Below are 24,201 nucleotides of genomic sequence, written 5' to 3'. Positions count from 1 at the left end.
GGTCGCCGGAGGACCGGCGGTGGCTGCTCACAGCGTGCCGAGTACGGCGAACGGGTCGGTCACACCGCCGTTGTCGACCGCGACGATCCGGCGCCGCAGGGTGAACGTCTCCCCCGGCGCCAGCGTCACCTGGCGCTGGCTCATCACCCAGTTGTAGGCGGCGTACGCGACGAAGTCGACATCGGCGTAGAGCAGCCCGTACGTCTGCCGGTCCGAACCGGTCATCCCGATCCACGGCGCGGTCGGCGGATAGTCGGCCGGGGCGCTGGCGGTGATGGTGCCGTGCCCGGCGACCCCGCTGCGCTGACCGGCCCCGTCGTGGTCGAGGGCGTCACCGGTCCAGAAGACGCACGGTGCCGCACCCTGGTTGGTGAAGACACTCGCCACAGCCACCCACGGCTCGTCCGCCCGGACCGTGTACGTGCTGACCACCGCCAGGTCCGGCACCGCCGTGCTGACCCCGGTGGCCCGGACCGTGGCGACCGGACCGCCGGCGGCCAGCACCTCCACCGTGTCGGCCCGGACGGTCCGCTGCTGCCAGGCGTTGCTGCCCCTGGGCTGACTCGCCGAGGCGTACGGCAGGTTGATCCAGTCGAGCTGGTCCAGGTGGCCGACGGCGGCCAGGTCCAACGGCTTGCCGACGGTGACCCCGGACAGCTGCGAGTCGTTCGTACCGGCGGATACGGCCAGCGCGACCAGGTTGTTGCCGAGGAACAGGTCCGACGTACCGGCCTCGGCCAACGGACCGGGCACAAGACGACCGGTACCGGCCCACGGCGTCGCCCGGTCCAGTGCGACGTCCAGCCGGGCCGGCTGACCCTCCCGGACGCTGACCTGGTGGACGACCGGCTGGTAGCCGACGCCGTTCACCGCCACCGTGTAGTCACCGGGCGGGGCGAAGGTGAGCACCTCGCCGTCCGGGTCGGTGGTCGCCGCGACCAGCCGCCCGCCGTCCGGGCGGGTGACCGTCACCTCGACGTTCGGCAGCGCCGCACCGGTGGCCCGGTCGGTGACCCGGCCGACGAGGCCGTCCCCGGCGTCGACCCGCCGCGCCCCCGGTACGCCGTCGCGCACCTCGAACGCCCCGATGGTGTACGCCGGCGAGGCGGCGTCCCGGGCGTCCAGCACGATCCGCAGGTCGGCCCGCCAGCGCTTCGGGGTCACGTCGCAGATCACATACCCCCGGTAGCTGCCGTTGTAGAACTTCACGTGCGGGTTGGCGGCCAGCCCGGCCCGGACGTCGGCGTCCCAACCCGCCCCGGAGGAGATCGAGGTGCCGACGAACTCGGTGGCGACGGTCCGTGCGCCCGGGTCGGTGAAGTCGGTCTTGAGGTCGTTGACCCAGTGCGTGTGCCAGTCCCCGCTCAGCACCACCGGGTTGCTGATCCGCTGCCGGTCGAGGAAGTCCAGGATCCGCGACCGGGCCGGCGGGTAGCCGTCCCACTGGTCGAGGTTGACGATCTGGCCGGGGCCGAGGTCGTAGTCGAAGGCGGCCATGATGGTCTGCTGGGCGATGACGTTCCACCGGGCCTTGGAACCGCGCAGCCCGTCCAGCAGCCAGCGCTCCTGCTCCGGGCCGGTCATCGTCCGGGCCGGGTCGAACACCTCGCCGGTCGGCTCCTTGCGCCCGTCGCCGAGCGCCTGGTCACTGCGGTACTGCCGGGTGTCCAGCACACTGAACCGGGCCAGCCGGCCGACGTCGAACCGGCGGTACATGAGGGCGTCCGGGCCGTCCGGCCGCTGCGCCGGACGCAACGGCAGGTGCTCGTAGTACGCCTGGTAGCCGTTGGCCCGGCGGTCCAGGAACGGCCGCCCGTCCCCGGCCGACCCGGCCACCGGACCGGCGTAGTTGTTCTGCACCTCGTGGTCGTCCCAGGTCAGGAAGAACGGGAACCGGGCGTGCGCGGCCCGCAGGTCCGGCGAGGTCTTGTAGAGCGCGTGCAGCCGGCGGAACTCGGTGAGACTGCCGTCGGTGGTCTCGTAGATGTAGTCGCCGAGGTGCACGACGAAGTCCAACTCCTGGTCGGCCATGTCCCGGTAGGCCGGGTACGGGCCGCCCACCCAGGACTGGCAGGAGGCGAAGGCGAACCGCAGGTGGTCGACCTTGGCGCCGGGTGGGGGCAGGGTACGGGTCCGGCCGACCCGGCTGGTCACACCGTCGGCGCGGAAGCGGTACCAGTACCACCGGTCCGGCGCGAGGTCGCCGACCACCACGTGTACCCCGTGCGCCGACTCCGGCACCGCGGTCACCCGGCCCCTGCCGACCACCTGCCGGAACTGCGGGTCCCGGGCCACCTCCCAGCCCACCTCGACCGGCTCGGGACGCATCCCGCCGTCGACCTCGTTCAGCGGGTCCGGTGCCAGCCTCGTCCAGAGCACCACACTGTGGTGGTCCGGTTCCCCGGACGCGACACCGAGGGTGAACGGTGCCGGGTCCAGCTCGTCTGCGTACGCCGGTGGAAGCTCCGCCACCAGTTGCCCGACCGCGACGACGCCGGCCGCGCCACCCGCCAGGGTCAGGAACCGCCGCCTGCTGATCGGAGAAACACCCGTCACCGCCGTACCCGCCTTCACCACTAGCCGTCGGAGATCCGGCGGCCAGCCTGACGGCTCCGGCCACCCGGCCAGCGAAGATCAAATTAAGTACGGCGGTACGTCCGATGGCGAATCGGTCCGGCTGCTCCGGTCACCCGACAGCGCGATCGGCCGACGTCGACGGGTTTCGGAACCGTTCGGGACGGTGCGGAACGGTCCAGGCAGCGGAAGAGGGACCGGGCGGCCGCATCCCGCCACCCGGTCCCTCCGAAAACCACGCCGCGACCTACGTGTACGGCTTCTCCGCGCTCGGCCTGCCGTCCTCGGTACGGACCCCGCCGGTCTCCGGTGAGCCCGGGGCGGCCTCCGCGACCTCACGCCGGATCGGCACACTCTGCCCCAGCACCTGCCCGACCGAACTGCCCGGATCGTCGACCACGGTGTCGTCGCCGGCCGGGTCGTCCGGTACGGCCCTGGGCTGCTCCTGCTCGTCCGCCTCGCCGGTTCCTCGGGAACGTTGACTCATCCGCTCCACCTCCCGTACGTCCTGCTACCCGGGCTACGGTGACGACAACCGTCCGACCCGGACCGGATCGGTGGGTCGGTGGTCCGGACGGGGACGGCGCACGCGGGGCCGTCCGGAACCCGCTCAGGCGGGATCGGTCAGGCTGGCTCGCACGATCTCCCCGGGCTCCGGTCCCGCCTGCCCGAGCAGACCGCCGTCCGGACCCCAGACCGCCGACCCGCCGGCCGCTCGGTCGAAACCACCACCGGTGGACCCGGCGAAACTCGCCGTGGCGACCCACACTCCACGGTCGGCGACGACCCGCCGCGCCCGCTCGGCGGGCACGTGGGCGTCCCGGGCGTGGTCGAGGACAGCGGCGACGTAGACGTCCATGCCCAGCGCGGCGGTGGCCGCGTCGTGCTCGGCGAACCGGGTGTCGCGGCAGATCGCCAGGCCCAGCCGCCAACCGTCCACGTCGAACACGGCGGGTCCGTCGCCGGGGCTGAACCGCTCCTCGGAGTCGTGCACGTGCACCTTCCGGTACGCCACCCGGACGCCGGTCCCGTCGACGGCCAGCATCGCGATGTGCTCGCGACCCGACCCGCTCCGGACCGGAGCACCGACCAGCGCGGTCGCCCCCGTCTCGGCACACGCCCGGACGAGCGGCGCCAACCTCGGATCGTCGGCGCCGATCGCGGCCGCGTCCAGCTCGTACCCGGTCAGTGAGAGCTCCGGGAACACCACCACCCGGGCCCGCGCGGCCCGGACCACGCCGGCGTGCTCGGCCACGTTCGCCACCACGTCGTACGCCGTGGTCCGTGGCTGGGCGACGGCAAGGACGAGCGGCTGGCGTGGCACGGGCGCTCCCAGGGTTGACGGGTCAGTCGCGTTCGATCAGGTGGCCGACCAGGTCCGGGCCGAAGACCGCGACCCCCGAACCGTCCCGGCGCTGGTCGACGTCAGGCAGCTTCACCGGCTCGCCCCGTTTCGACGAGCCGACCGGACGCGGGCCGATCCAGGCGACGACAAGCCGCGTCTCACCCTTGAGGAATCGTTGGGCGCGAACCCCGCCGGTGGCCCGCCCCTTCGCCGGGTAGAGCGCGAACGGGGTGACCTTCACACCGCTGCCGGTCGAGGTGACCACCATCGACTCGCCGTGGTCGTCGCCATCGGTACGGACCGCGCCGAAGAAGAGCACCTGGGCGTCGGCGCCGAGGTTGATCCCCGCCATCCCGCCGCCCTTGAGCCCCTGCGGCCGGACCAGCTTGGCCGGGAACCGCAGCAGCGAGGCGTCCGAGGAGACGAACGCGAGTGTCTCGGCGCCGTCGACCAGCCAGGTCGCCCCGACCACCTCGTCGCCGTCCCGCAGCCCGATCACCTCGAACTCGTCGGAGCGGACCGGCCACTCCGGCGCGCAGACCTTCACCACACCCTGTCGGGTGCCGAGCGCCAGGCCGGGCGAACCCGCTCCCCGGTCGCCGAGCGGCGCCAGGCCGACCACCTGCTCCCCCGGCTCCAACGGCACCAGCTCGGCGGTGGACATGCCACCGCTGAGCGACACCGTGCCGGACTGTTCCGGCAACACCGGCAACGGCAGGACATCGGTCTTGAACGCCCGTCCCGTGCTGGTCACCAGCAGCACCTGCCCCCGCGCGGTGGCCTGGACGACCGCCCGGACCGCGTCGTGCTTGGTCCGCCCGTTGCGTCGACGCCCCTCGGCGCTCTCCTCCGACTCGGCGGCGGTCCGGGCGACCAGACCGGTCGCGGAGAGGATCACCTGGCAGGGGTCGTCGGCCACCTCCAGCGGGCCGGCCGGCGCCGAGGCGGCCAACACCTCCTTCAGGTCGCCGTCGATCAGCGTGGTCCGGCGGGACCGGCCGAACTCCTCGCCGACCACGGCCAACTCGTCGGAGACCACCTTCCGGAGCACCCGGTCGTCCTCCAGGATCTCGGTCAGCGCGGCGATCTCCTCACGCAGCCGCTCCCGCTCGACCTCCAGCTCGATCCGGTCGAACTTGGTGAGCCGGCGCAGCGGGGTGTCCAGGATGTAGCCGGCCTGGATCTCGGAGAGCCCGAACTGGTTCATCAGGGCTTCCTTGGCGGCCTGGGCGTTCTCGCTGCCCCGGATGAGCCGGACCACCTCGTCGATGTCGAGCAGCGCCATGAGCAGACCGTCGACCAGGTGCAACCGGTCCTGCCGCTTGGTACGCCGGAACGTCGTACGCCGGGTCACCACCTCGTACCGGTGGGCGAGGAAGACCTCCAGCAGCCGCTTGAGCCCCAGGGTCTGCGGCTGGCCGTCCACCAGGACGAGGTTGTTCACCCCGAACGACTGCTCCAGCGGGGTGAGCCGGTAGAGGTCGGCGAGCAGCGCCTGCGGGTTGACCCCGACCTTGCACTCGATGACCAACCGGGTGCCGTTCTCCCGGTCGGTGAGGTCCTTGACGTCGGCAATGCCCTGCAACCGGGCGGGCTGCCGCTGGCCCTTGCGCGGACCGGAGGTGATCAGCTTGCCGCGTACCTCGTCGGTGATCGCCTCGATGATCTTCTCGGCGCCCACCCCGTACGGCAGCTCGACGACCGTGATCGCCTGCCGGCCCCGGCTCCCCTCCAGCAGTCCGATCTCGACCCGGGCCCGCATCCGGACCACACCCCGGCCGGTCTCGTACGCCTTGCGCACCTCGTCCAGGCCGAGCAGTTGCCCACCGGTCGGCAGGTCCGGACCGGGCACGAACTGCATCAGCCGGTCCAGGTCGGCGTCCGGATGGTCGATCAGCCACCGGGCCGCCGCCACCACCTCGGCGAGGTTGTGCGGGATCATGTTGGTCGCCATCCCGACCGCGATCCCCGAGGTGCCGTTGACCAGCAGGTTCGGGAAGGCAGCCGGCAGCACGGCCGGCTCGGTCAGCGAGCCGTCGTAGTTGGGCCGGAAGTCGACCGTCCCCTCACCCAGCTCACCGACCAGCAGCATCGCCTCCCGCGACATCCGTGCCTCGGTGTAACGCGCGGCGGCCGGTCCGTCGTCCGGGGATCCAAAGTTTCCATGTCCGTCGATGAGCGGCGCGTTCAGCGAGAAGTCCTGGGCCAGCCGGACCATCGCGTCGTAGATCGCGGTGTCGCCGTGCGGATGGTACTTACCCATACAGTTATGTACGACGTAGCCCTCGGCCACAAAGGCATGCTCATCGCTGCCGACCTGAATATCGTACGTCCTGTCGGAAGAAACGGACTCGACCGACTCGACCTCCATGAATGACGAACCGGAGAGTGTGTCGAGGCGTTGCGCAAGCGGCGACCCTATGCGGTGTAGCCGCCGAACCCAGCCATCCCGCTCCGCTCGCCAGAGCGGGACGGAGCGATCCTCGAGCGGAACGCCCCGGCGATCCTTGCCGTATCGCACCCGGGTACCACCACCCGCCGACAAAGACGCACGGAACGCGACCCCTTGCTCGTCTCGGAACCATCCGCCGCCGAGGTGCGCTGAGGAGAACTCGGCCATGACGGGGCGGAGCGGCAGACGGTCGTTCCCCTGCTTCCCGCCGTAGGCGTATGAGACGTTCGCAACCCGCCGCAGCTCATCCTGCTTGTACCCGATTCGCACCCAGGGCAGCATCGCGGCGGCGAGCACAGCGGCGTCTCGGCCGGAGACGGAGAGCCCGAAGAGGTATTCCTGCCGACCCTGCCCACCCGACGACCAGTGATGCCCATGCAACCCGGAATCGGCAAGCATCGAGTAGACCTGTCGTATCAGCGCGCCACTGGTGCTGACGATGACGATCTCGCGATGACGCTTACGTACGTACCCGTCGCCGTCGAACAGACCCGCGAGGAATGGTATCCAGGCGGGTCGCCGGTCGAGTACGTCCCCCGGAACTGTCTTCGCGTTACTGAGCGGCATCGCGACATCCAGCAGCCCCTCGTGCCGGCTGAAAGTCAGGATGTGCTGGTCACGGTGATTGGGTTCTTTCGCCTCACGCTTGCCACGCGAAACGTTCAGTCCGCTTTCGATCGCCCAAGCGTGGGCGGCATCCAGTGGGTCGACGTCACACATGTGCATCCGGACCCTGCCGTCAGCGGGCCGGGACCGGTCGACGGGGAACCCCTCCGCCACGACAAGTCCGCGGACATAGTCATAGAGTTCGCCCCCCTCCGTCACCAGGTGCTCGTGACGACTCCTGCCGTACGCGACGGTCAGTCGGCCCGCCAGATCCCGGGCGTCTGTCCACCCGGTCGACAGGTCGTCCTCGTTGACCGTCCGAAACCGCTGTCCGGGGGTGACCAACATCGAATGACCATTGGTCCAGGTCACCCGCACCAAATCCGAATCAGGATTCTCGTAGACCGCCGTCACCGGCACAGGCTGTCCCCGCCCGTCCAGGACCTCGTCGCCGACCTCGATATTCTCGATCGGACGGAGACCCGTCGGCGTGGATACCAGGGTGCCTCGGACAAAACAGTCACCGACGACCCGGGCGGACTTGACGTGCGCCCGGTCCGGCCGGTGGCCCTGCTCGCTCATCGAGTAGAGGATGCGCCGGTGCACCGGCTTGAGGCCGTCCCGGGCGTCCGGCAGCGCACGGGAGTGGATCACCGAGAAGGCGTACTCCAGGTAGGAGTCCTCGACCTCGGTGGCCAGCGGGTTGTCGATGATCCGCGCCCCCGCCCGGTCGAAGGCGGAGAGGTCGACCTTCGACCGGTTGCCCGTACGGCGTGCCATGACTTCGTGCTCTCTTCCCTCGCCTGTCGCCGTTCCCGGCGCCGTCACGTCCCTGTGAACCCGTCCGCCGGGATCAGGCGTCGATCGCCTCCCGGTCGACCCGGTTGGCCGACTCGATCAGCCAGTTCTTCCGGGGCTCGACCTTCTCGCCCATCAGCAGTTCGAGGACCTCCTCGGCCGCCTCCGCGTCGTCCAGCGTGATCCGCCGGACCGCCCGGGTGGCCGGGTTCATGGTGGTCTCCCAGAGTTCGTCGGCGTCCATCTCACCGAGCCCCTTGAACCGGGGCACCGGCGTCACGACCTGCCGGCCGGCCTGTTCCAGCCGGGCGATGGTGCCCAGCATCTCGGCCTGGGTGTAGGTGTAGACGGTCTCCGGGTTCTTGCCCCTGGTGCTGATCTTGTGCAGCGGCGGCACCGCCGCGTACAGCCGGCCGGCCTCGATCACCGGCCGCATGTACTTCGCGAAGAGGGTGATCAGCAGGGTCCGGATGTGCGAACCGTCGACGTCGGCGTCCGCCATGATCAGGATGCGGCCGTAGCGCAGCGAGGCCAGGTCGAAGGTACGCCCCGAGCCGGCCCCGAGCACCTGGACGATCGCCGAGCACTCGGCGTTGTCCAGGACCTGCTGCAGGTTGGCCTTCTGCACGTTGAGGATCTTGCCCCGGATCGGCAGTAGCGCCTGGTACTCCGAGGAGCGGGCCAGCCGGGCGGTGCCCAGCGCGCTGTCCCCCTCGACGATGAACAGTTCGCTGCGCTCGACCCCGGTGGAGCGGCAGTCGACCAGCTTCGCCGGCATCGACGCGCCCTCCAGCGCGGTCTTGCGCCGGGCGGCGTCCTTCTGCTGCTTCTGGGTCAGCCGGACCCGGGCCGCGTCGACGATCTTCTGCAGTACGGTCCGCGCCTCGGCCTTGGTCTTCCGGTCTTCCAGCCAGGCCCGGACGTGCTGCTCGACGATCGCCTGCACCACCTTGGTCACCGGCGCGGTGGAGAGCTCGTCCTTGGTCTGGGAGGTGAACTGCGGCTCCGGAATCCGGACGTGCACGACGGCGGTGAGGCCCTCCAACACGTCGTCCAGAACCGGCGGATCCTCCTTCGGCCGGAGCAGACCCCGGGCGTTGCGGATCGCCTCGGTCAGCGCGCGTACCGCGCCGCGCTCGAAGCCCTTGCGGTGGGTGCCGCCGTGCACGTTGCGGATGGTGTTGGTGAAGCACTCCACGGTGCGGTCGTAGCCGGTGCCCCACCGGAACGCGATCTCGACCTCGGCGCGCCGCTCGACGTTGCTGCGCATCACGCCGTTCTCGTCGGCGGCGTTCTCCCGGTAGGTGCCCGCGCCGGTGACCAGCAGCGTGCCGGAGACCGGCTTGTCGCCGGCCGGGGCGAGGAAGTCGACCATGTCGGCGAGGCCGTTCGGGAAGTGGAACGTCTCCGCGCTGATCGACCCGCCGGTCGCGTCGCGCAGCACGTACGTCACCCCGGGCACCAGGAACGCGGTGTGCCGCAGCTTGGTCCGGACCGCCTCGACATCCAGGGCGGCACCGTTCTCGAAGTAGCGGGCGTCGTGCCAGTAGCGCACCGAGGTGCCGGTCGACTCGCCCCGCTTCAGCTTGCCGGCCAGCCGCAGCCCGGGGTGCGGGGTGAACGCCGCCGCCGGTCCGGAGCCGTCGAAGCTCCCCGGCGTGCCGTGCTGGAACGACATCTGGTGGACCTTGCCGTCCCGGCGTACGGTCACGTCGAACCGCCGGGAGAGGGCGTTGACCGCCGAGGCACCGACGCCGTGCAGGCCGCCGGAGGTCTTGTAGCCGGACCCGCCGAACTTGCCGCCCGCGTGCAGCCGGGTCAGCACCAGCTCGACACCGGAGAGCCCGGACTTGGCGTGCACGTCGGTCGGGATGCCCCGGCCGTCGTCGTCGACCTGCACCGAGCCGTCGGCGTGCAGGGTGACCTCGATCCGGGTGGCGTGACCGGCGACGCCCTCGTCGGTGGCGTTGTCCAGGATCTCGTTGAGAAGGTGACCCACGCCACGGCTGTCGGTCGACCCGATGTACATGCCGGGCCGCTTCCGGACCGCGTCCAGACCCTCCAGGTGGGTGAGGTCGTCCGCTCCGTACAGAATTTCAGGCTGTGCAGTCAACGAGCTGAACTCCCAGGATGTGCCGGTGGTGTGTCGCAGGTCGGTGCCACTGGCGGTCGGGCGTCGGGCCCCACGCCGGTAGCGAGCGTACCCACTCCGGTGATCAGCTTCCGGGAGCCTCCGGCCCGACCGGGCCGCGTGGCGAGCAACATCACCCGATTCTGCTCGCCGGGTATGACAGGAGTGCCGGGGGGTGACCGGGGCGCCGGCCGTGATTCGGGGTGCGGCTGGGGTCGGCGGTACGGCACGATGTCCGCCATGTCGTCGGAGAGATCGTTCCGTGGGCCCCGACTGCCGGTCGGGACCCAGGTCGTACTGCGCGAGACCAGCGCCGACCTGACCGGTGTACGGGTGCAGCGGGGCGCCACCGGCCGGGTCGTCGACTACGACGTCACCGCCGACGACTACCTGGTCGACCTCACCGACGGCCGCCGGCTGCGCAGCCCCCGGGGGCGGCTGGCGCTGCGCAAGGCGTACCAGCGGCAGTTGGCGGTCGGCGACGACCAGCCGGCGCTGGCCGGACCGGAGCTGGTGGCCCGGCACACGATCTACGCCGCGGTGGTCGGCTCCCGCGCGTTCGGGCTGGCGACCGAGGAGTCGGACACCGACCTGCGGGGTGTCTACGCCGCCCCGGCGTCGGCGTTCTGGTCGCTGGTCAAACCGCCGCCGCACGTCGACGGCCCGGAGCCGGAGCAGTTCTCCTGGGAGGTCGAACGCTTCTGCGAACTGGCCCTGAAGGCCAACCCGAACCTGCTGGAGGTGCTGCACTCCGGCGACGTCCGGGTGCTCACCCCGATCGGTGAGGAACTGCTGGAGCTGCGGCCGGCCTTCCTGTCCCAGCTGACCTACCAGACCTACTCCGGGTACGTGCTCAGTCAGTTCAAGAAGCTGGAGGCCGACCTGCGGCAGCACGGCCAGCCCCGGTGGAAGCACGTCATGCACCTGCTCCGGCTGCTGTTGAACGGTCGGGACCTGCTCCGGCACGGCCGGCTGGTCCTCGACGTCGGCGAGCACCGCGACCGGCTGCTGGCGGTCCGTCGGGGCGAGCTGAGCTGGCCGGAGGTGGAGGCCTGGCGGCTCACCCTGCACGGCGCGCTCGATGAGGCGCTGCGGGACAGTCCGCTGCCGGCCGCTCCCGACGCCGCCCGGGTCGACGCCTGGCTGCGGTCGGTACGGGCCCGCAGTGCCCGACAGACCCTGCTGTCCGGCGGGACCGGGGAGGCGCGGTGAGCGGCGGGGCCCCACCCGACCTGACCCGGCTCGACCCGGCGGACCTGCGCAGTGTGGTCGCGGAGCAGCCGTACCCGCTGCTCTTCGCCACCGTCTCCGGCGCCCACCTGTACGGGTTCCCGTCCCGGGACTCCGACGTCGACCTGCGCGGCGCCCACCTGCTGCCGGCGGTCGAGGTGGTCGGCCTGCGGCAGGGCCCGGCCACCCTGGACCGCACCTGGCACCGGGACGGTGTCGAGATCGACCTGGTCACCCACGACGTGGCCAAGTTCCTCCAGCTGCTGTTGCGTCGCAACGGGTACGTCCTGGAGCAGCTGCTCTCGCCGCTGGTGGTGGTCACCGGGGACGTGCACGCCGAACTCGTCGCGCTGGCGCCCGGCACCCTGACCCGGCACCACGCCCACCACTACCGGGGCTTCGCCCGCACCCAGCAGCGGTTGTACGCCGGCAGCGGCGAGCTGAAGCCGCTGCTCTACACCTTCCGGACCCTGCTCACCGGCATCCACCTGATGCGCAGCGGCGAACTGCTGGCCCATCTGCCGACCCTGGCCGACCACCTGGCCGAGGCACCGGCGTACCTCGACACGCTGGTCGCGGCCAAGGCGGCCGGCGAGCACCGGCGGCTGGCCGGGCTGCCGGACGCCCCGGCGGCGCACCGGCTCGACGACGATCTGACGGCGCTGCACGAGACCCTCGACCAGGCGCAGCGGGACTCCCGGCTACCCGAGCAGCCGGGAGCCGAGGCCGCCCTGCACGACCTGCTGGTCCGGGTCAGGCTGACGACGGCAGCCGGTACGCCTCCACCAGCTTGTCCATGACCGCGTCGAGCCGGGTGTCGATCCGCTGCCGGGTCGGGTCGGCGTCGTACCAGGCCACGATCTCCCGGGCGCCCTGACTGAACGGCACGGTCGCCACGAAGTCCGGGACCAGGCGGCGCAGCTTCGTGTTGTCGAAGACCATCGAGTGGGTCTTGTCGCCGAGCAGCCCGGCCCCCCAGTCGGCGTCCTGTGCCGCGATCGCGGCCGACGGCACGTGCACGATCCGGGCCGTGGTGCCGGCCGCCGCGGCCAGCGTCTCGGCGATCTGGTTCCAGGTCAGCGCCTCGTCGGAGGTGATGTGGAAGACGTCGCCGATCGCGGCCGGATGGCCGAGCAGCGGGACCAGTCCCCGGGCGAAGTCGGTGTGGTGGGTCAGGGTCCAGAGCGAGGTGCCGTCCCCGTGCACCACGATCTCCCTGCCCCGCCGCATCCGGTCCAGCACCGTCCAGCCGCCGTCGAACGGCACCAGGGTGCGGTCGTAGGTGTGCGACGGGCGGATGATCGTGGCCGGGAAGGCTTCCTCCCGGTACGCCCGGACCAGCAGGTCCTCGCAGGCGATCTTGTCGCGGGAGTACTGCCAGTAGGGGTTGCGCAGCGGCGTCGACTCGAGGATCGGCAGCCGGGCCGGCGGGGTCTGGTACGCCGACGCCGAGCTGATGAAGACGTACTGCCCGGTGCGCCCCCGGAACAGTTCCACGCTGGTCCGGACATGCTCCGGGGTGAAGGCGATCCAGTCCACCACGGCGTCGAACTCGAGGTCGCCGAGCGCGGCGCGCACCGATCCGGGGTCCCGGATGTCGGCCCGGAGCACGATTGCCCCGGCCGGCAGCGGACGCTTGTCGGCGGTGCCGCCCCGGTTGAGTACGAACAGCTCGATACCACGCTCGACGGCGAGCTGGGAACACGCGGAGCTGATGATGCCGGTGCCGCCGATGAACAGAACTCTGCGGGGGTTGATGGCACTACCTCCTGCTCATCCGGATCTTCCTCGAAGGGCTGCCAGTATGGCCCCATCCCGTGGCGGGTCACAACGCCCGGTTGACGCCCCGACTACCGTCGATGTCGCCGGAACCGATGCGGAGGCGATGTGTACCGGGACTTCTACACGACTCTCGCCCAGGTCCTTCCCGTCCTGCTGCTGGCCCTGCTCTGGGACTCCCGTTATCTGGACCAGCTGCGCCGGCAGGCACGCCCGTCCCGCCGGGTGGACCCGGCGCACGGCTACTTCTGGACCAAACCCCGGGTACGGGCGTACTCGCTGACCATCGCCTCGGTCATCGTGACCGAGTTGGCCGTCGTGGTCTTCGTGCTGGCGGGCGCGCTGAGCGACTCGGCGGCGCTCCGGGCGGTACTGGTCGCGGGGCTGGTCCTGGCCCTGGCCACCCTGCTGACCCGGGTGGCGGTGGACGTGTTCGACGCGACCCGGCCCGACCCGCCGGCAGGGGCACCGGCAACGGGCGCACCGACCCCGGCGGCGCCGTCCACGTCGGCGGCACCGGCGGCCCGAGGGGCACCGGACGAGGCGGTCGGCACCTGCACGGTCACCGACGACGGCACGCCCGGCCGGCCCGGGTAACATCGCCGGACCGAACCGCCCGTCTCCGCGTCCCCGAGGTTGTCATGCAGCTCCGTCCGTTCCCGGTCGATCTCGCCGCCACCGTGGCCGGCTGGGCCACCTCGCCGAAAGAGGCCGCCATGTGGTGCGGGCACACCGACGGCCCGGTGCCCGCCGAGAAGGTCGCCGGGTGGGCGACCGGGGACGACGTACAGCCGTTCGGCCTGTACGACGGGGACGACCTCGTCGCGTACGGCGAGCTGTGGTCCGACGAGGAGGAGGCGGAGTCGGAGCTGGCCCGCCTGATCGTCGATCCCCGTCGGCGGGGGCAGGGCGTCGGGCAGCGCCTGGTGGCGGAGCTGACCGCCCGGGCGACGTATCCGGAGGTCCTGCTGCGGGTCCACCCCGACAACCAGGCCGCGCTGCGCTGTTACGCGGCGGCCCGGTTCAGCCGGGTCAGCGCCGAGCAGGAGGCGGAGTGGAACGCCCCTCAACCGGTGCCGTACGTCTGGCTGGCCCGCACCCGCTGACCTGACCCGACCCCGGTCGCCGACCGTACGGGGCGCCGAACGGACCAGGCGATCCGGCGGCTCCGGACGAACGACGTCCGGTCGCTCCGGTCGGCTCCCCGACAGCGGATCGACGTGCATTGCTCCCGGTTGCCGGCCGGTGCGACGATTCACCGCGAATGGTGGTCGGTGCGCGCCGCCGCGGCCGAAGGAGACGCCAATGGCCCTACCGCTCCGCGTGACACTGTCGCCCGAACGGCTCGACGTGGTGCCCGGTGACGCGCCCACCGTCGCGGTCACGGTGACCAACACCAGCGACGTGGTCGAGCACTACGTGATCGATCCGCTGGGGCTGCCCGAGGGCTGGCAGGCCCGGGTGGAGCCGGAGGTGACCAAGCTCCGCCCCGGCGAGACCGGCACCGCGTCGATCACCTTCGGGGTACGTCGGGAGCCACCCGCCCCGGCCGTCTCACAGGTCCTCGGGGTGCTGGTGCGGTCCCGTTACCGCGAGGACGTCTCCTGCTGCGAGGAACTGCCGCTGACCGTCGCCCCGGTCGACCGGGTCGCACTCCGGATCGAGCCGGAGGTGGCGTCCGGCGGCCGGTCGGCCTGGTACGCCGTGGACGTCACCAACACCGGGAACACCCCGGTACGGCTGCGCCTGACCGCCACCGACCCCGAGCGCCGGGTACTCGCGCAGTTCCAGCCGCCCACCGTGGACCTGCCGACCGGCACCACCGTACGGGCGTTGCTGACGGTGAAGGCACCGGTGCCGTGGAACCGGGAGAAGCAACGGACGCTGAACATCGAGGCCGTCGGCGTCGGGGTGGCCGGGCAGATCAGGGCGAGTTTCGTCCAGCGACCCCGGTTCGCCTCCCGGCTGACCCGGGTCGCCGGGCTGGCCGGCGGCGTGCTGGTGCTCGCCGCCGCCGTGGTGGTCGCCGCGCTGATCGCCCGCCCCGGACCTTCGGCGACGCCTCCGACCACGCCGGTCGCGGGTGCCGACACCGGGCCCAGCTCCGGGGGAAACCCGGTCCCGGCCCCGTCGGCCACCGCGCCGGCCGCCACCCCGACCGCTCCCACCGTGACTCCGACCGTCGCCGCCACGCCCGACGTGACAAGTGCCGCCCCGTCCCGGCCCCGGGACATCGACCTGACCCGACCGCCCGGCGTCAGCGAGGGCTTCGTACCCAGCGACGCCTTCCGGGAGCAGGGCATCCTGCTCAGCGGCAAGCCGGACCCGGACGGGCCGCCGGAGTGCGCCACCGCGACCGCCACCGCGGTACGCGTCGACGGCTCCGGCAACCGTTTCCTCACCGCCGCCCGGCCCGACGGGACCGGTGTCTGCGACTTCGTACCGGTCCAGATCAGGTTCGTCGAACCGGCCGCGTCGGTGGAGATCAGGCTCGGCGGCAGCGGGGAGCGCCGGCTGGAGGTCGTCTACCGGGACCTGTCCCGGACCGTGGAGGACGACCTGACCGCCGAGGACGACGGTCGCCGGGGCGGCATCGACTACGTGGTGGTCCGGGGCCTGCCGGCCGATCTGACCCCGGTGCCGCCGCCGGCCGCCCTCCAGCGGCTCCAATTCACCCCGCTCCCCCGCTGACCGGCCCGGGCCGAACCGGTTGACGGTCAAGGGCCGAGCCGGGCACGCAGTCAGCGGGCGAACCGGTTGACGGTCAGGGCTGGGCAGCGAAGGTGATCTCCGTGATGGCCAGGTCCCGGAACCGGCTGCCGGGGTAGACCTCCTCGACGACCAGGGTCACCGTGCCGGTCGGTGCCGCCGTCGGCAGGTCGATCGTCTGCGCCTCGGCGGTGTCCGGCAGCGTCCACGGCACCGATCCGCCCTCCGTGACGACGGTCAGCCGAGCCGCCCGCTCGTTGTTGCGGTAGTCGGTGGGCGTCCGCGCGTACCCGTTGACCAGGGTGATCCGGGCGACCCGGACCGGGGCGTCGAACTCGAAGGTCAGCCGTACCCCGATGTTGTTCCTGATCCGGTCGCCGTCGCTCTGCCAGCAGGTGGCCAGGTCACCGTCGAGCAGGTTGCCGACCGCGAACCGCGCCGAGTCCGGCACGATGCTGGAGGCGTCGGCGCGTACCCGGTCCGCCGGGATCGGCACCGGCGCGGCGGACGGCGTCGCACCCGGCCGGTTCGGCAGCAGACCCGAGCGGGCCACCAGCAGCCCGGTGGCCGCGACCGCCGCGACGACCAGGGCGGCGACCAGGGCGATCAGTCCGTACCGGGGCCGTCGGCGAATCGGTGCCGGTGCCGGCGGCAACGGTGGCGGCAGTACGGTGACCGGCAGCACGCGCAGCTCACGACCGCACCGTTGGCAACGGATCCGGGCGACCGGATTGCCGTAGCCGCAGCTCGGGCAGGCGACCTCGCCGGGTCTGACCGTCACCGGCCGGTAGCCGGCGGGAGTCTGCCGGGGCGGCGCGCCCGGCGGTGCGAAGATCGCGGTGACGTCCTCCGCCTCACCCGGCGTACGCGCCACCACCCGGGCCTCCGGCTCCGACTCGCCCCGCAGGAACATCAGCGGGTAGCCGCAGCGGGGGCAGAGCCGCTCCCGGTCCGGGCGTACCGGCCCACCGCAGTCCGGGCAGGTCACCGGTACGAACCCGGCGCCTCGGTCACCGGCCACCGGCACCACCCGCCCCGTCCCCTGCGCCAGCGGACGGGTTCCGCCGCTGTCCCGGGCCACCCTCGTCCCGGGACGGGAAACGCACGTCGAGCCGCAACTCGGCGCCGAGTGGCAGCTCGGCCTCCAGGATGCCGCGTACCTGCCGCTCGGTGAGATGACCGGTGTGGTCGAGGCGGACCGTCACCGTCGGGTCGGGCGGCGGGATCTCGTCCCGTTGGCCGTAGACGCCGCCCCCGTCGTCCACCAGCACCCGGGAACCGGTCGCGGCGGCGAGCAGCCCCTCGATGCCGTACCGGGTGCCCCGCCAGCCGAGCAGCTGCCCCACCTCGCGGATCAGTTCCCGCTGGTACTCCGGCGGGTCGGTCGGCTCCAACTCGAGACCCAACCAGGAGGCCAGGAACTGGAGCATCTCCGGACTCGCCAGCCCGACGTCCAGCTGGTGCTCGACGCTGTCGATCCGGTCCCGCACCGAATCGGCGATCTCCTCGAACGCGGTCACGAAACCGTGGACGACCGGGTCGGCGGCGAGAGCCCGGGGCAGCTGGGCGGCCAGCCAGCCGGTCGCGGCGGTACGGCTCACTGCTGCACCACCACCCGATGCTGGTACGACATGAACAGCGCCTCCGGGATCAGCCGTACCCGCTGGTCGACCTGGTCCAGGGTCTCCCGCCGGCGCAGGTCGACCGGGAAGAAGTGGACCGCCTCCACACCCTGCACCCCGAACGCGTCGTGCAGTACGCCGTACACGTCACCGAGCCGCAGGTCGACGCCGAACGGCCAGCCCCCACCGCCCGGGCCGCCGGTCAGCGGGTTGAGGAACGCGTACAGGGCCTGCTCGGCGCGTTCCCGTACGGTCTCGGTGCGGACCCCGGGCCCGGCCCGGACCTCGGCGACCACCTTCACCCCCTGGTAGCGCGGGGCCTGGATACGGATCCGCATGGTGAGCAGCCGGCGGGGTTCCAGGTACGCCTTGATCTGCTCCTCCAGCTCGGCCGGCACCGCGAGGTCGTCGAGCCCGAGCGACTCCGGCGGTACGTCGACCCGGGGCACCACGAACAGCCGTGCCGGCTCACCGGGGCGCTCCGGCGGCAGGCAGCGGGCCCGGGCCACCGCCGGTGCCGCGTCCAGGGTGAGTCGTTCGATGTCCGCCGCGGTGACCGCCCGCCGGCCGGCACGCAGCAGCAGCGGGCCGCGCAGTTTCGCGTTCTCCACCTGCTCCGCGTCCACTCCGCCGGTGCTCGGGTCGAGGTTGGTGACCGACGCCACGAACGGGATCGCGGTGTGCGGCACGGTCAGCCGGCCGGCCGGCACGTTGCCCCGCCGGCCCCCGCCGAACCGGTACCCGGTCACCGTCACCTGGGCGTCGATCGGCGGTACCGCCCCGTGCTGCCAGACCCGCCCCTCCCGGTCCAGCACCCGGGGCCCGAACCGGATCTCGCCGGTCGCCCCGGACCAGGTGAAGACCCGGTCCTCCGCGGTGGCGTCGGCGAGGTCGGCGACCTCGGTCCACTCCTGCTCCTCGGGCTCGGCGGCGCGGTCGTGCCGGGGCAGCACGACCCGTACCGTCTCACCGGGCCGGCGGGGCAGCACCGGGATCCGTCGTACCTGGAAGACCTGGCCGGGGCGGCCGTCGCTGACGCCGAGCAGTTCGGCCGGGGCGGGCTCGGCGTGGTGCGCCGAGACGGCCCCGCCGAGCGCGGTCACGGCGACCGACTCCAGCTCGGGCGGATTGGTGTAGGCCGGCTGGCCCGGTTCCGGTCGGAGCAGTCGGCAGCGCAGCCAGTGGGCCCGCCGGGTGCCCAGGGCGAGGCTCTCGTGCCGGGGCGGCACCAGCATCGTGACCTGGCCGGGGGTGTTGAAGCCGGCGCTGGTGTCCTCCAGGATCCGCACCTGGCGCCAGTCCCGGCCGTCCCACGCCTCCCACACCCGGGGCGGGCGGCGCGGGTCGACACCGGCACCCTCCGGCCCGGTCGCCACCGCCAGCCGGAGCAGGTTCGCCCCCGCCGAGGCGGCGAATCCGAAATAGACCGCCTCGTCCGGCCGCAGGGTCGGGAACAGGCGTACGGCGGACGCCTCCCGCCGCAGGTCGTCCCAGCGGTCCTCGAACCGGCCCTCGGTCTGGATCAGGCAGGCGACGAGTTCCGGGGGCACGATCCGGAGGTCGTCGTCGGTGAGGAAGACGACCGGTTCCTCGTCCCCGCCGCGTTCCGTGCTCACCTGGGTCCCGGCCGGCACCCGGACCGGTTCGGCCCGGGGCGCGGTGAGGGTGAACAACAGGTCCGCCCGGGCCGGTACGGCCGAGAAGAGTTCGACCCCGACCAGTTCGAGGAACTTGACGTAGAGCCGGTCCGGCACCTGGTTGAGCCGGTAGAGCGTCATCTCGGTCATCCAGGCGAAGAGCTCGACCAGCGCGACACCCGGATCCGACACGTTGTGGTCCGTCCACTCCGGACAATATCGGGGGATCCGGCGTTTCGCCTCGTCGACGATGTCCTGGAACCGCCGGTCGTCGAGGTTCGGTGCGGGCAGGCTCACGAGTCGCGCTCCTCGATCGGGATCGTGTAGAAGGGGAAGACGAGGTTGCGCCGGTCGTTCGTCGCCCGCAGCCGGTAGCCGAGTTCGATGAGTACGCTGCCGTTCCCCGGCTCGGCCAGCGCCTCGACCCGGTCCAGCACGATCCGCGGTTCCCACCGCTCGATCGCCTCCCGGACCGCCTGCTCGATCAGGCCGAGGGTGCCGGCGGTGAGCGGGGCGAAGACGAGGTCCCACATCGCACAGCCGAATTCCGGGCGCATCACCCGCTCCCCGGGCATGGTCGACAGGATCATCCGGATCGCCCCGTCGATCTCGTCGACGCCGCCGACCAGCCGGACCGCACCGGCGTGGGAGATCGCGGCGGGAAATCCCCAGCCCCGGCCGATGAAGTCTCCGCTCATGTCACCTCCTCGCTCCGCTCACTGACCGCACCTCCCGCTCCGCCCCCCGCCGACTCATCCGACCAGTACGTCGGTCGAGCCGGCGGTGATCGTGCCGGCCGGCAGGTCGGTCGGGTCGTTGCAGGTCAGCACCGGGTCACCGACCCGGGCCAGTGGTTTGCCGTTGACCAGCACCACCGTCGACCCGGTGACCACCCGGCCCTGGTTGGTCGGGGGCCGGCTGAACGACGTGCCGGGCGGCGGCAGGTGCGGCGGCAGGTTCTGCGCGACGCTCCCGGCCACGGCCACCGGCAGCCCGTTGACCAGGACGTCCGGGGAGAGCCCCGAGACGAGCCGGCCGGCGAACGGCAGCGGCATCGGGGTCGGCACCGGACCACCCGGCGACGGAACCAGCATGATGTGGGTGTCCGTCGCGGTCACCGGGTCGTCCTGCCGGGCGGCCGGCTGTGCCATGGCGCCTCCCCTCCGCCTAGTTGAGCCTGATCGGTTTGCCGGACAGCGCCAGCGGACCGGTGGCGGTGATCTCCACCTGCGCGGCGCTCAGTTGCAACTTCTGGGTGGCCCGGATCTCCACCTGGCTCGCGGAGACGACCAGCTTCTGATCACCGGTCAGGGTGGACTCCGCCTGCTCCAGGTGCAGCGAGCAGCTTCCGCCGCCGAGCGCCAGTTCCACCGACGCGGTGGGTTCGTCGGTGAACACCAACCGCGAGTCGACCCGGCTGACCAGCATCCGCGCCCGTACCGTCTCGCCCCCGGCGACGTCCGGCTGCGGCGGCGGATCCTGGCGGTTCCACACGCCGCCGAGGACGACCGGTCGCCCCAGGTCGCCGAACTCGAACCCGACCAGCACCTCGTCGTCCACCTCGGGCAGCCACTGCAGGCCCCGCCGGGCACCGGCGCCCGGGGTGACGACCCGGGCCCAGGTGCTCTCGTCGTCGGCGGAGAGGGTGGGCAGCGTGACCTTGACCCGGCCCAGTCGTTCCGGATCGTTGTTGTTGGTCACGATGCCGGTGACCAGGCCACCCCAACCCTGCCCGGTACGCGGGCCGCCGCCGTTACCGCCGCGATCGCCGCCGACCAGGTCGGCCAGGCTCGCCGCGTCCCGGCCGCCGCAGACGAACCGGGTGCGGTACGGACGGTTGGCGCCGTAGGAGTGCTCGACGCTGGTCACCCGGTAGCGGCCGGAGAGCCGGGCCCCGACCTGCTCGACCCGGACGTCGGCACCGGCGCCGAGCAGCGGGTCACCGGCCGCCTCGCCCCGCAGCACCGCCTCGCCGGCCGAGGTGCGCAGCAGAAACGACCTGGCCAGCGCGTCCGCCTCGGCCTGGTCGGTGACCGGGAACTGGCCGGCCGACCGGGTCACCCGCCCGAAGCTGCGTCGGGCCGCCGCCGCCAACTCCTCGGCTGCCGGCGCGTCCGTCCCCGGGTCGCCCTCACCCGCCCGGCCGGTCACCGCGCGCTTGCCGAGCGAGTCCCAGCCCCGGACCTCCACTTCGTCGCACCGCTCGGCGGAGGCGAACCGTACGGTGAAGTGGTGCAGGTTGCCGCCCCAGCGCAGCACCGGGGGTGTGCCGCTGGCCCGTGGGCCGCGCTTGAAGTGGAAGGTGCGGTCGCTGATCCAGAAGTCGAAGCCGATCCGGGCGGCCCGGCGGCGCAGGAACGCGTAGTCCGTCTCGCCGACCTGCAGCACGTGTTCGAGCACCTCACCGGTACCGTCCACGTCCGGCTGGAGGCCGTACTCGCCGGCGATCCGGGTCGCGATGTCGGCGTCGGTGACCCGCTGGAAGCTGCGCGACTTCGGACCCCGGGCCAGTCGGTGGGTGAGGTCGAGCCCGCTGAGCACCAGTTCGTGGCGACCGGTGACCCCGGGTTGGACCGCCATCGCGGTCACCTCCCCGACGGTCACCACCACCGGATCGTTCTCAGCCCGGAACGCGATCTCCACCCGGGTGCCGACGGTGAACGTACCCCGGTCGAAGAGCTCGAAGTGCGGGTCGTCGAAGTGCAGCGCGAACTCGTCCGGCAGGTGCACCGACTCCTCGACCCGGGCCAGGGTCAGCCGGCTGTACAGGTCGGTGTCGAGCGGGCGGCCGTCGATGGTCAGCACCACTCCGTCGAGTCGCCGTCCCTGGTCAGCCACGGCGACGCACCGGCAGTTCGGGGATCACCAGCAGCGCCCCGGCGGGTACGGCGAACGGGTCGACCACGTCGTTGGCCTCGGCGATCAGCCGCCACCGGGTCGGGTCCGCGTAGTGTGACGCGGCGATCCGGTCCAGGGTCTCGCCCTGCACCACCCGGTGCACGGTGTGCAGGGTCGGGGTGTGCGAGGTGGGATTCTGCAGCGGCCGTACCTCGTCGTCCTCGTACTGCCGGAGGAACAGTTCGACCTTGGCCCGCAACGGCATGCCGTCGCTGGCGAAGTAGGTGAACTTGACCTGCATCCGCTCGACGATCGCCTTGAACGAGTAGATCCGTCCCCAGTGGAACTTCACCCAGGGCGGCCGCGCACTGTTGTTCTGCCCGTCGGAGCCGGCCAGGGTCTTGTCGACCTTCATCAGGTCGAGCAGTTGACCGGTGTGCTTCCGCACGTCGGTGCCCTTGTCGGTGGTGTCCAGCACGAGGTTGAGCGTGAGGGTCGCCGGTTGTCCGCTCTGGAAACGCATCACCGGGGCGTTCTGGCCCTTGCTCTCCGAGGGCCGCCAGGTGTTCGCCTTCGCGACGGTCAGTTCGGCCGGGTTGAACAGGCAGTCGATCACCGTACCGGTCTCGCTGCGGAGGAAAGCCTTCTCCGGTCCCGCCATCTAGAACACCCCCGCCCAGCGTCCGCCACGCCGCTCGATCTCCCGCAACAGCCGTTCCTCGACGATCGCGACGACCCGGTCCGGGTCGAGTGGTGTCGCGGGCTCCGGTGCGACTGCGGTCTCGGCACCCACCGGCGGGGCGGTCCCCGCGACCGGCGGCCCGGCCGTCCCGGCGCCGTGGCCCTGCTCAAACCCGGAGCCCGCCGGCCCGGCGCCCGACCCCGACCCGCCGCCCGACGTCGGGCCGTCCCACGGACCTGGTGACCCGGCCGGCGCGGTCCCGACCGGCCCGGGCGCGGTGTCGTCCGGTACGGCACCGGGCGGCAACCGCGGCATCGCCTCGATCACCGCCTGGGTGGTCCGGGTGACGAGTTCCCGTACCGCGCCGAGGCCGCCGCCGACCGGCAGCCGGTCGACGATGCCGGCCCCGATGGTGTCGGCGGCACCGGCCGGTCCGCCGGCGAGCAGGTCCCGGCCGGCGGTGAGCGCCTGCCGTTCGTCGTCGTCGAGCAGGCCGCCGCCACCGGCGAGGAGGAACCGTGGCCGGCGTACCGGGTGCCGGGTGTGCGCCAGTTCGTGTGCCAGCACGCTGGCGGCGGCCGGGCCGGTCGGTACGGCCGCGAGGTGGACCACCGTGCCGGTGGTGGCGCCGAGCGCGCCGGCGGCGGCCAGGGCGTGCCGGGTCGACGGGCCGGTGGTGAACCGGGGTGGGCCGGTCCGGCCGGTGATCGCCCGGGCGAGTCCGTGCAGGCCGGCCGGGAGCGGTCGGGGCGCCTCCAGCGGGCGGGCGGCGACCGCGGCCTCCCAGCGCTGCCGGGGCGTGTCGGCACCACCCGGGGCCGTGGGATGGCCGGTGGCACCGGGTGGAGCGAGCGCGAAGGCAGGTCGCGGCGGGGCGGTGAGCCGGACCGCGCCGGTCGGATCGGGCATGCTGCCGGGTGCGGCGACGCCGGAGCCGAGCACCGGAAGGTCGCCCGCGGACAGCGGCGGCCGGACCTCGGGACCGGCGGGGGGCCGGGCGGCGAGCGCGGCCGACCGCGCGGCCAGGATGCCGGCGGGGCGTCCCGGAGCCGCGAGCTGGAGCGGGCCGGTGGAGCCGGGTTCGGACGAGCGGCCCGGCGCTCCTGAATGACCGGGGCCGGGGCCGGCTAGGTGACCGGGACCGGGCGCGGTGGCGCTGCCACCGCCCGCCACCCGGTGCAGCACGCCGGGACGGGAGAGCAGCCCGCTGACGCCCGGGCCGGAGCCCCGGACGACAGCCGGACCGGGACCGGTGGACGGGCCGGAGCGGACCGGAGCGGACCAGGACGCCGCGTCCGACCGGTAACCGTGGCCGGTGGCAACGCCGGCCGGCGACGTCAGCGTCGGTACGGCCGGAGACCGGTGGACCGGCACCACCGGCAGGTCCAGGTCCGCCCGGACGACCGGATCGGACACCGCGACGCCGGATCGGGGGAGCAACGGACGCGACGGACCGGTGCGGAACCGGCGACCGGCCCGCAGCAACCGACCAGGCCCGGGAACGACACCACCAGCCGGCCCGGAAACGACACCATGACCCGGCCCAGAGGCGACACCATGCCCCGGCCCGGGAACGGCGGCACGGTCCGAGCCGCCGCGACCGGCCGACGTCTCGCCGGTCGTCTCCCCGGTCCACCCGGACGACTGTCGACCCCAGCGGCGCAGCCGGGTCAGCAACGCCCACGGCGGCCGGATCGACAACGCGCCGACCAGGCCGGGGGCGACCGTACCGGCGGGGTCGCGACGACGCGACGTCGTACCCGGTAACCGCAGCCATCGGACGAGCCCCGCCCGCCAG

General features: G+C 72.6%; 19 protein-coding genes and 2 pseudogenes. 5 read left to right on the top strand and 16 right to left on the bottom strand.

What is annotated here, in order from left to right; genetic code table 11:
• Positions 1 to 27 precede the first annotated feature (27 nt).
• The 7 genes and pseudogenes from V1633_RS10890 to V1633_RS10860 form a co-directional block, all read right to left on the bottom strand.
• Positions 28 to 2,556, bottom strand: a complete 2,529-nt coding sequence (locus tag V1633_RS10890; protein ID WP_331214107.1) for an alkaline phosphatase D family protein — start codon at positions 2,554 to 2,556, stop codon at positions 28 to 30.
• A gap of 265 nt (positions 2,557 to 2,821) precedes the next feature.
• Positions 2,822 to 3,061 carry a hypothetical protein gene (locus V1633_RS10885; RefSeq protein WP_331214106.1) on the bottom strand — a complete coding sequence of 80 codons (240 nt, stop codon included), beginning with the start codon at positions 3,059 to 3,061 and terminating at the stop codon, positions 2,822 to 2,824.
• A gap of 123 nt (positions 3,062 to 3,184) precedes the next feature.
• Positions 3,185 to 3,898: a carbon-nitrogen hydrolase family protein gene (locus tag V1633_RS10880; RefSeq protein WP_331214105.1), complete on the bottom strand. Its 714-nt coding sequence runs from the start codon at positions 3,896 to 3,898 to the stop codon at positions 3,185 to 3,187.
• A 22-nt stretch (positions 3,899 to 3,920) separates the two neighbouring features.
• Positions 3,921 to 6,539, bottom strand: coding sequence for a DNA gyrase/topoisomerase IV subunit A (locus tag V1633_RS10875; protein ID WP_407951997.1), 2,619 nt, complete (start codon positions 6,537 to 6,539; stop codon positions 3,921 to 3,923).
• A gap of 201 nt (positions 6,540 to 6,740) precedes the next feature.
• Positions 6,741 to 7,439: pseudogene (locus V1633_RS36935) on the bottom strand (LAGLIDADG family homing endonuclease); the annotation flags it as partial.
• Between the two features lie 57 nt (positions 7,440 to 7,496).
• Positions 7,497 to 7,757 (bottom strand): annotated as a pseudogene (locus tag V1633_RS10865) (DNA gyrase subunit A); the annotation flags it as partial.
• 73 nt (positions 7,758 to 7,830) lie between these two features.
• Complete coding sequence (locus V1633_RS10860; RefSeq protein ID WP_331214104.1) at positions 7,831 to 9,888, bottom strand: DNA gyrase/topoisomerase IV subunit B; 2,058 nt, start codon at positions 9,886 to 9,888, stop codon at positions 7,831 to 7,833.
• Positions 9,889 to 10,146: 258 nt separating this feature from the next.
• Between V1633_RS10860 and V1633_RS10855 the strand changes: the two genes are divergently transcribed.
• Together V1633_RS10855 and V1633_RS10850 are read left to right on the top strand one after the other, a co-directional pair.
• Positions 10,147 to 11,118 carry a nucleotidyltransferase domain-containing protein gene (locus V1633_RS10855; RefSeq protein WP_331214103.1) on the top strand — a complete coding sequence of 324 codons (972 nt, stop codon included), beginning with the start codon at positions 10,147 to 10,149 and terminating at the stop codon, positions 11,116 to 11,118.
• Between the two features lie 20 nt (positions 11,119 to 11,138).
• The gene (locus V1633_RS10850; protein ID WP_331214206.1) at positions 11,139 to 11,936 is read left to right on the top strand and encodes a nucleotidyltransferase domain-containing protein; all 798 of its coding nucleotides are present in this window, start codon (positions 11,139 to 11,141) and stop codon (positions 11,934 to 11,936) included.
• Here V1633_RS10850 and V1633_RS10845 read toward each other — a convergent pair.
• Positions 11,890 to 12,870: an NAD-dependent epimerase/dehydratase family protein gene (locus V1633_RS10845; protein WP_331214205.1), complete on the bottom strand. Its 981-nt coding sequence runs from the start codon at positions 12,868 to 12,870 to the stop codon at positions 11,890 to 11,892. The two genes, V1633_RS10850 and V1633_RS10845, sit on opposite strands and share 47 nt — an antisense overlap.
• A gap of 153 nt (positions 12,871 to 13,023) precedes the next feature.
• Here V1633_RS10845 and V1633_RS10840 point away from each other — a divergent pair, with 153 nt between their 5' ends.
• The 3 genes from V1633_RS10840 (at position 13,024) to V1633_RS10830 (ending at position 15,606) form a co-directional block, all read left to right on the top strand.
• The gene (locus V1633_RS10840; protein ID WP_331214102.1) at positions 13,024 to 13,512 is read left to right on the top strand and encodes a hypothetical protein; all 489 of its coding nucleotides are present in this window, start codon (positions 13,024 to 13,026) and stop codon (positions 13,510 to 13,512) included.
• Positions 13,513 to 13,556: 44 nt separating this feature from the next.
• Complete coding sequence (locus V1633_RS10835; protein WP_331214101.1) at positions 13,557 to 14,021, top strand: GNAT family N-acetyltransferase; 465 nt, start codon at positions 13,557 to 13,559, stop codon at positions 14,019 to 14,021.
• A gap of 199 nt (positions 14,022 to 14,220) precedes the next feature.
• Positions 14,221 to 15,606 carry a COG1470 family protein gene (locus V1633_RS10830; RefSeq protein WP_331214100.1) on the top strand — a complete coding sequence of 462 codons (1,386 nt, stop codon included), beginning with the start codon at positions 14,221 to 14,223 and terminating at the stop codon, positions 15,604 to 15,606.
• Positions 15,607 to 15,679: 73 nt separating this feature from the next.
• On the opposite strand, the gene V1633_RS10825 is transcribed toward V1633_RS10830, so the two are convergent.
• From V1633_RS10825 to V1633_RS10790, 8 genes are read right to left on the bottom strand one after another with little or no spacing between them, the layout of a single operon-like run.
• Entirely contained in the window at positions 15,680 to 16,645 is a 966-nt protein-coding gene (locus V1633_RS10825) for a TFIIB-type zinc ribbon-containing protein (protein ID WP_331214099.1), read from the bottom strand.
• Positions 16,635 to 17,225, bottom strand: coding sequence for a phage tail protein (locus V1633_RS10820; RefSeq protein ID WP_331214098.1), 591 nt, complete (start codon positions 17,223 to 17,225; stop codon positions 16,635 to 16,637). The genes V1633_RS10825 and V1633_RS10820 overlap by 11 nt, the downstream gene beginning before the upstream one ends.
• Positions 17,222 to 19,180 (bottom strand): putative baseplate assembly protein, encoded by a 1,959-nt coding sequence (locus V1633_RS10815; RefSeq protein WP_331214097.1) that lies wholly within the window; start codon positions 19,178 to 19,180, stop codon positions 17,222 to 17,224. Before V1633_RS10815 ends, V1633_RS10820 begins: the two co-directional genes overlap by 4 nt.
• Complete coding sequence (locus tag V1633_RS10810; RefSeq protein ID WP_331214096.1) at positions 19,177 to 19,581, bottom strand: GPW/gp25 family protein; 405 nt, start codon at positions 19,579 to 19,581, stop codon at positions 19,177 to 19,179. Before V1633_RS10810 ends, V1633_RS10815 begins: the two co-directional genes overlap by 4 nt.
• Before the next feature lie 54 nt (positions 19,582 to 19,635).
• A complete protein-coding gene (locus V1633_RS10805; RefSeq protein ID WP_331214095.1) occupies positions 19,636 to 20,034 on the bottom strand; it encodes a PAAR domain-containing protein in 399 nt (132 codons plus the stop codon).
• A gap of 16 nt (positions 20,035 to 20,050) precedes the next feature.
• Positions 20,051 to 21,721, bottom strand: a complete 1,671-nt coding sequence (locus V1633_RS10800; RefSeq protein ID WP_331214094.1) for a VgrG-related protein — start codon at positions 21,719 to 21,721, stop codon at positions 20,051 to 20,053.
• Positions 21,714 to 22,382 (bottom strand): CIS tube protein, encoded by a 669-nt coding sequence (locus tag V1633_RS10795; RefSeq protein ID WP_331214093.1) that lies wholly within the window; start codon positions 22,380 to 22,382, stop codon positions 21,714 to 21,716. Before V1633_RS10795 ends, V1633_RS10800 begins: the two co-directional genes overlap by 8 nt.
• Positions 22,383 to 23,819 carry an eCIS core domain-containing protein gene (locus tag V1633_RS10790; RefSeq protein WP_331214092.1) on the bottom strand — a complete coding sequence of 479 codons (1,437 nt, stop codon included), beginning with the start codon at positions 23,817 to 23,819 and terminating at the stop codon, positions 22,383 to 22,385.
• Positions 23,820 to 24,201: the final 382 nt, after the last annotated feature.

The sequence above is a fragment of the Plantactinospora sonchi genome, assembly GCF_036422035.1.
GTDB classification, from domain to species: domain Bacteria; phylum Actinomycetota; class Actinomycetes; order Mycobacteriales; family Micromonosporaceae; genus Plantactinospora; species Plantactinospora sonchi.
This window is presented reverse-complemented; position numbering and strand designations above follow the sequence as displayed.